The 5393-nt window shown below is 59.9% G+C and carries 4 protein-coding genes; all 4 read left to right on the forward strand.

The window, feature by feature from the left end; all coding sequences use genetic code 11:
- Window positions 1-328: 328 nt before the first annotated feature.
- The 4 genes from NW815_RS04050 to grpE all read left to right on the forward strand — a co-directional run bounded on the left by NW815_RS04050 (window position 329) and on the right by grpE (window position 5159).
- Window positions 329-1255: a hypothetical protein gene (locus NW815_RS04050; RefSeq protein WP_414390710.1), complete on the forward strand. Its 927-nt coding sequence runs from the start codon at window positions 329-331 to the stop codon at window positions 1253-1255.
- An 87-nt stretch (window positions 1256-1342) separates the two neighbouring features.
- Complete coding sequence (locus tag NW815_RS04055) at window positions 1343-2563, forward strand: DUF445 domain-containing protein (protein WP_011434466.1); 1221 nt, start codon at window positions 1343-1345, stop codon at window positions 2561-2563.
- A 40-nt stretch (window positions 2564-2603) separates the two neighbouring features.
- Window positions 2604-4265 (forward strand): bifunctional metallophosphatase/5'-nucleotidase, encoded by a 1662-nt coding sequence (locus NW815_RS04060; protein WP_414330744.1) that lies wholly within the window; start codon window positions 2604-2606, stop codon window positions 4263-4265.
- A 156-nt stretch (window positions 4266-4421) separates the two neighbouring features.
- Window positions 4422-5159, forward strand: a complete 738-nt coding sequence (gene grpE, locus NW815_RS04065) for a nucleotide exchange factor GrpE (protein ID WP_414390707.1) — start codon at window positions 4422-4424, stop codon at window positions 5157-5159.
- Window positions 5160-5393 lie beyond the last annotated feature (234 nt).

Raw genomic sequence — 5393 nt, forward strand, 5'->3', positions numbered from 1 at the left:
AGCAGTGTTCAGCGTAAATGTATCAGCCTTCACCTTCTCCTTCTCCAGAAGGACGGTCTCCTGCAGAACCCAAGCCGGAGTCCAGCCCCGAGGCTCAGGAGAGTGAGGCTACAGAGTCTCCTAAGCCAGAATCCCCAGCCCCCCAGCCAGGGGATCCCGGCGGACCGACTCCTTCTCCTTCCCCCAGCCCCTAGGGAAAACTCGATCCAGACCCCGAACAGGCTCAATAGTGTTTTAAGAGCTTCCGATCCCTTAATACCTACTAAATCTAGTGGGCACAAGCGGGGCAGGATGTTAAGCTACTGCCAGTTGCGACCGGATGGGATCCATGAGCTCAACCTTGCAGCCGTTCCTGCATTTGTTGCAGAGGAGTTCCTTTTGGGGGGTGTTGATAGCCGGTGCCGTTACCCCGGTTGCTGCTCAGCAGTTCGAGTTCACCCCTCAGCCGGTGCCCCCCAGGGGGGATCCCGTCCCTACCTTGCCCTTGCTGAGCCCTCCGCCCTCCCCCAGCTCTGCCGCCCCACCGGCCCTACCGCCTGTACCTCAGGTGCCGCAAATGCCGCTGGATCCCACGGCTCCGGTTTTGGATCCGATCCCGGTGGTGCCCGTTCAAGCGGCCCCAGGTGGACAACTCCCCCAAGGCGAGGCCTATTCCTATCAACGTCGGCCCGACCTCAGCCCAGGTGGGGATCTCCCTGGAGCCACGCGGGGCGAGCTGCCTGCCGGCACCCGTATTCTCCTCACGGTCTACCGCCCCATCACTTTCCAGCCCTACCAGGCCATTAACGGCCACCTGGAAGTCTCCGAGCCGGTGGTGGATCGCTTTGGCCAGGTGGTGATCCCGGCAGGGAGTGTGGTGTGGGGCACTTTTGAGCCGGTTTACCGAGAACAGAAGTTTCCTGGTCGGGAGTCGGAGAGCGCCGATCCCCAAGAGCGGGTCGTCGGCAGCCGCTTTGTGGCCAACCGCCTCACCATTGGGTCTTCCACCTACTTGGTGAGAGGCCAATCTGCGCCGCTACCAGTCGGGTTGGATCGCAACGCCGACGTCGGCACAACTGTAGCCCGCGGGGCAGGCTATGGGGCAGCAGGTGGGTTGGCCTTGGGGATCCTCACGGGGGGATGGGGCTTTTTGCCGATCTTGGCCGGCAGCTTGGCCGGCGCTGCGGCAGGCAGTACCAATATCGACCGGGTGGTGACGCTACAGCCCAATACGCTGGTGGAGCTGGAGCTGACCGATAGCCTGATCATCCAATGAACTGGCCAACCCTCTTTTGCCCTGTGGCTGGCTGAAGTGACTCGGGGCAGCTCGGTAGAGTAGAAGAGAGCCCCCTCCATTGGTTCCATGGCCTTCTGGATCTACGTTGTGCCCCCGCTGGCCGGGCTGGTGATCGGCTATTTCACCAACGACATTGCCATCAAAATGCTGTTCCGGCCCTACCGCCCCTATCGGGTTTTCGGCTGGCGCATCCCCTTCACCCCCGGTTTGATCCCGCAGAACCAACCCCGTCTGGCCAAGCAGATCGCCAAGACCATCATGGGATCCCTGCTCACGCCGGAGGAACTGCACAATCTGGCCCGCAAGCTGCTGCAAACCGAGCGCATGCAAGCAGGGATCCGCTGGCTGCTGGGGGTAGCCCTGGATCGGCTGCAAAACCCTGAGCAGCAGCAGCAAACTGCTCAGGTGTTGGCGCGCATTTTAGCCGACCTGTTTAACGAGTCGTTGCCCCGCCTGGTGAAGGTGCTGGCCCGCCAAGAAACCTTTTTGGAAGGGCCCATTAACCAACTGTTCGACCAAGTGTTGCTGGAGCTGCGCCTCAGCAGCGAGCAGGCTAAGCAGCTCTCGGAGTGGATCCTGAAGCAGGCGCTGCCCCCAAAGGTGTTGCGGCAGAACTTGGTGGACTTTCTCACCGATCGCAACATCGAATCCCTTGACGAGGAGTTTCGTGAACGAGCGACCGGCTCCTACTGGGTGGTGGCCAACTTGTTCGGCCTGAAAAATGCCCTGTTGCGCCTGCGCACCTATTGTCTAGAAGAGCCGGAAGGGGCAGAAGCCATCTTGGAAGATCTGCTCAAAGACATCAACGCCTCCCGCCGCCTGACCGAGATCCTGCAGAACCTCTCGCTGCAAAACCTGCCGGTTTCCGCCGTGCGTCAGTTGCGCCGTGCCCTCCGCGACGGGATCCAAGATTACCTGCGCAGCCAAGGGCCAGAGGTTATCAAAGGGCTGGGGGAGACCATCGATTGGGAAAAAGTGGCCAGCCTGGTGTTGGGACGCCTGCGCAACTCCAAGGCGTTGATCACCTCCATCGATCAGATCAGCGCCGACCTGGCTTTGGTCTTGGAGCGCTACCTAGAACGGGATCTCGAATCCCTGATGATGCAGGTGATCCCGGTGTTGAACCTGGATCAGGTCATTGCCGATAAAGTCAACGCCACCTCCCCTGCCGACCTGGAGCAGGCCATCCAGCAGATTGTGCGCCAAGAACTCCAGGCCATCGTCAACTTAGGCGGCCTCCTCGGCTTTTTGGTGGGCTGTGTGCAGGTGCTGTTCTTGCTGGGCTGACGAGTTTGGGTTGGGCTTTGACTTTGGCTATGATATGAGAATGCGATTAACAATTCTCCACACTTCGGATCTCCATGCCAATCTACATCCCTGGAACTACTTCACCGGGATCCCTGCGGAGCACGGTTTAGCCAAGCTGGCCACCCTCATCAAGCGCGTGCGAGCAGCCAGTGAGGATCCCGTCCTGCTCATCGACAGCGGCGACACCATTCAGGGATCCCCCTTGGGCACCTACTATGCGCAGGTGGAGCGCGTCTCTCCTCACCCCTTGGCCCATGCCCTCAACGCCCTAGGCTACGACGCCTTTACCCCTGGCAACCACGACTTTAACTTTGGGCTTCAGGTTCTCCGGGATTTTGTCGGCGATCTCCGCTGTCCGGTGCTCTGTGCCAACATCCTCCGCCAGAATGGGGATCCCCTCTTCCAGCCCTACCTGATCCGGGAATTGGCCGGGGCTCGCGTTGGCTTGCTAGGGCTGACCACCCCCCGCATCGACACCTGGGAGCGACCCGACTACATTGCGGGGCTGCGCTTTGCCCCCTTGTTGGAGACCGCCCGCCACTACCTGTCGCTGCTGCGACCTCAGGTGGATGTTTTGATCTTGATCCTGCACAGCGGCCCCAACCAATTGCCCCCCCTGCGCACCCCTGAGCATTGGCACAACCCAGATCGCTCCGGCTGGTGCAGCAACAAAAGCCTGGCAGGGGAAAACGAACTGCTGGCGCTGGCCGAGCTGGACGGCATTGACGTCATCCTCTCCGGCCATACCCACCAGACCATCGCCGGTCTGGGGGGATCCCCAGCTCTAGTGGTGCAGCCCGGCTATTGGGGCAGCCACCTCTCCCAGGTATCCCTGGAGCTGGAGCGCCAGGGCAGCCGCTGGCAAATTCTCGGGAAAAGCGCACAGCTCCTCTCCGCCGAAGGGATCCCTCCCGATCCCGAACTCTTGGCCTTGACAGAGCCCTATCATCAAGCCACCCTGCGCTACATCCGTCAGCCCATTGGCCAAGCCCGTTCTGCCTATAGCGGCGGTCTGGCAGCCCGTCTGGGGGCCAACCCTCTGGCAGAGCTGCTCCATCAGGCCCAATTGCAAGCAGTGCGGGAGGCAGGATTCCCCGCAGAGCTCTCCCTGGTCAACATCTGCAGCAGCGCCGGCCTGTCGGCAGGCCCCATCTCCCTGCAAGATGCCTACAGCCTCACCGTCTACGACAACACCCTCTGCGTTTTGGAGATCACCGGAGATATTCTGCGGCGCGCCCTAGAACAGACCGCCGGCTATTTTCGCCAGTTGGATCCCAATCACCTTCCCGCCGATCCTGCTGCCGTCGTGGCCCCCGAAGCCCGCGGCTACACCTTCGACCTCTACCACGGCATCGACTACTGCTTCGATCTCACCCGCCCCGTAGGAAAGCGCCTGGTGACCTTACAATTCCGCGGACAGCCGGTGGAACCAGCACAGACCTTTCGCCTGGCCATTAACCACTACCGAGCCGGCGGCGGCGGCGGTTACAGCATGTTCCAAGAAGCCCAAACCCTGTGGATCTCAGCCGATAGCATCCGCGACTTTCTGGTCTACTATATTCACACTCACTCCCCCATTCAACCCATCTACAGCCCCAACTGGCGCCTAATCCCCGACTTGGCCAAGATCTACTTCCCCGATTGCCTGGGCCGGCCACGGGAACATCTGCTGGTCGGCTAGGAAAGAAAAGATATTGACTTCAACTGGCTGAAAGAGAACCCGGTAGAATACGATCAACACAGAGCCTGGTTTGGCTGAGTGCAGCGGCGGTTTTGAAACTGCCAAACTGGGGATATCCGAGTCACTGCTCATTGCTAACACTTGCCGACATCGCCCATGACTGCCGAAGAGAAGCAACCGATGGCCCCAGAAGATACCCATCCTGAACTACAGGAAGAAGAGATCGACGTAGAGGCAGAGCTGGAGAAGCTGATTTTGGAAGATAGCGAAGCAGAAGCCGGTACCTCCTCCGGAGAAACCGCAGCTGAGCCTTCTCCAGATCCCGGTGAAGCTCTCAAGCAGCTCCAGCACGAGTTGGAAGTTGTCCGCCAGCAACTCAAAGAGAAAGAAGACGCCTACCTGCGCCTCTACGCCGATTTTGAAAACTACCGGCGGCGTACCCAGCGGGAAAAAGAAGAGTTCAGCCAAAAAGAACGGCAGAAATTTGTGCTGGAGATCTTGCCTGTTGTGGACAGCTTTGAGCGGGCTCAGCAGCAGCTGAAGCTGGAAACCGACCGCGAGCGGGAGTTGCACAACAGCTACCAGAGCGTCTACCGCCTGCTGGTGGAATGCCTGAAGAAGATGGGCGTCTCCCGCATGAAATCGGTGGGCCAGCCCTTCGACCCCAACCTGCACGAAGCCATAGCCCGTCAGCCCAGCCCAGACTATCCCGAGGATGTGGTAGCCGTCGAATATCAGCCAGGTTACAAGCTGGGGGACTTGGTGATCCGTCATGCCATGGTGGCCGTCTCGGCGGGCAGCCCCAGCTCTGAACCATCCCCCTCTGCCCAGGCCACCAGCGAACCCGGCCCGGAGAGCACTCCTGCCTCTCCCCAAAACCCCCAACCTTCCTAGCCAAACTTGCTCACTTGAACCTTGACAAACAGAGCCAGAGCAGTCTCAGAAACGCTACAGTAAAGCTACGGAGACGAAAGCAACGTCTGAAGGTTTCTGCGGGATTCTGGGCAGAATGCTTTTAAGATTCGTGGAATTGCGTTCTTGAGTTGAGACTTGGCGCACGGGAAGAGGGGGCTATGGGTAAAGTCATCGGGATTGACCTGGGAACCACCAACAGTTGCGTGGCGGTTT

Origin of the sequence: Synechococcus sp. R6-7 (assembly GCF_047461695.1) — a bacterium.
In the GTDB taxonomy this organism is placed as follows: Bacteria; Cyanobacteriota; Cyanobacteriia; order Thermostichales; family Thermostichaceae; genus Thermostichus.

Coding starts and splice junctions, on each gene's coding strand:
- NW815_RS04050 (WP_414390710.1), top strand. CDS start 329: ATGAGCTCAACCTTGCAGCCGTTCCTGCATTTGTTGCAGAGGAGTTCC.
- NW815_RS04055 (WP_011434466.1), top strand. CDS start 1,343: ATGGCCTTCTGGATCTACGTTGTGCCCCCGCTGGCCGGGCTGGTGATC.
- NW815_RS04060 (WP_414330744.1), top strand. CDS start 2,604: ATGCGATTAACAATTCTCCACACTTCGGATCTCCATGCCAATCTACAT.
- grpE (WP_414390707.1), top strand. CDS start 4,422: ATGACTGCCGAAGAGAAGCAACCGATGGCCCCAGAAGATACCCATCCT.